We start from the raw sequence: 1,330 nt of genomic DNA, 5'->3' as shown, positions 1-1,330 counted from the left end.
AATTGGCCCTTTCGTGCTGTCAACAGCCCGGTGCGGAAACAACGTTCCGCCGATGTGGATTTCCCGCAAAAAACCGGACGCGGCCAAACGCCGGATCGTGCGCATGCGCTTTCAGGCGACTTGCCGTCGCAGTTGCGCTGCTGTATCGGCACCTGACATGTTCACCTAGAGTGAAATAAATCCGCAGGAGTGCCGGGGGCGACATGGCGAAGAAGGTTTCCGATTCCAAGGCTGGTCCAGCCGGTGCAAAGGCCAAGCCGCAGCCAAAGGTCTCGGCCGACGGGAAAACCATCCGCGCGCCGCTGACGCAGAACCCGCATGCCATTCGCGACACGCGCGAAAAGGTGCTGGAGGTGGCGATCGGCCGCGAGGTGCGCGCCTTCCGCAAGAAGCTCGGCATCACCGTCGCCGATCTGGCGGTCGCCACCGACATTTCGCTGGGCATGCTGTCGAAGATCGAGAATGGCATCACCTCGCCGTCACTGACCACCTTGCAGGCGCTGTCGCGGGCGCTCGGCGTCCCGGTCACCGCCTTCTTCCGCCGGTTCGAGGAAGAGCGCAGCGCCGTTTTCGTCAAGGCCGGCCAAGGCCTCGATGTCGAGCGCCGCGGCACGCGCGCCGGTCACCAGTACAATCTGCTCGGCCATATCGGCTCCAATACCAGCGGCGTCGTCGTCGAGCCCTATTTGATCACGCTGACCGAGGATTCCGACGTGTTTCCGACCTTCCAGCATGAGGGCATGGAGTTCCTCTATATGCTCGAGGGCGAGGTCGTTTACCGGCACGGCAGCAATCTCTACCCGATGAAGCCCGGCGACAGCCTGTTCTTCGACGCCGACGCGCCGCACGGGCCGGAACAGCTGACGAAACTGCCGATGCGGTATTTGTCGATTATCTGCTATCCGCAGAGCGCGGGTTGAGCGGGACTCGATCTCCCCACGAGGGGGAGATCGGCAGCTTCGCGGGCGTCGCTCAATCCGGTCCGAACCCAGGGCTCGTCGGGCTGCCGTCGTCGAGCTTCGACAGCCACTCGACCAACGTTGACCTATACCGGGTCAGGCCCTTGTAGTTGGCGAGTTCGTCGGGCAGGTCGCGGATGACGCGGTGCAGGCGCCGGGCCCATTTTGGTTGCGTCACCAGCTCATCCATCTTGATCAGATAGCAGCGGATCGGAAAGACGATGCCGTTCGAGCGCGGCAGGCGCCAAAAACTCTGCAGCTCGACGCGCAGATGCACTTTGTCGCCGACATTTTCCGGCGTCACCGTAGCCCGGTCCGGACCCCATTTGTGATAGTTTTCGGGGCTGGTGTCGAGGCGCGGATTGATGGTC

General features: G+C 62.9%; 2 protein-coding genes. One reads left to right on the top strand and one right to left on the bottom strand.

Annotated elements, in window-relative coordinates; genetic code table 11:
* Positions 1 to 203 precede the first annotated feature (203 nt).
* Positions 204 to 920 carry an XRE family transcriptional regulator gene (locus EN925_RS36165; protein ID WP_013532893.1) on the top strand — a complete coding sequence of 239 codons (717 nt, stop codon included), beginning with the start codon at positions 204 to 206 and terminating at the stop codon, positions 918 to 920.
* Positions 921 to 972: 52 nt separating this feature from the next.
* On the opposite strand, the gene EN925_RS36160 is transcribed toward EN925_RS36165, so the two are convergent.
* On the bottom strand, positions 973 to 1,330 hold a 358-nt coding region (locus EN925_RS36160; protein WP_128337388.1), incomplete at its 5' end, for a heme-dependent oxidative N-demethylase subunit alpha family protein.

This window comes from Mesorhizobium sp. M7A.F.Ca.US.006.04.2.1, assembly GCF_004022915.1.
In the GTDB taxonomy this organism is placed as follows: domain Bacteria; phylum Pseudomonadota; class Alphaproteobacteria; order Rhizobiales; family Rhizobiaceae; genus Mesorhizobium; species Mesorhizobium ciceri.
Note: the sequence above shows the minus strand (reverse complement) of the source record. Positions and strands in the feature narration are given on the sequence as shown.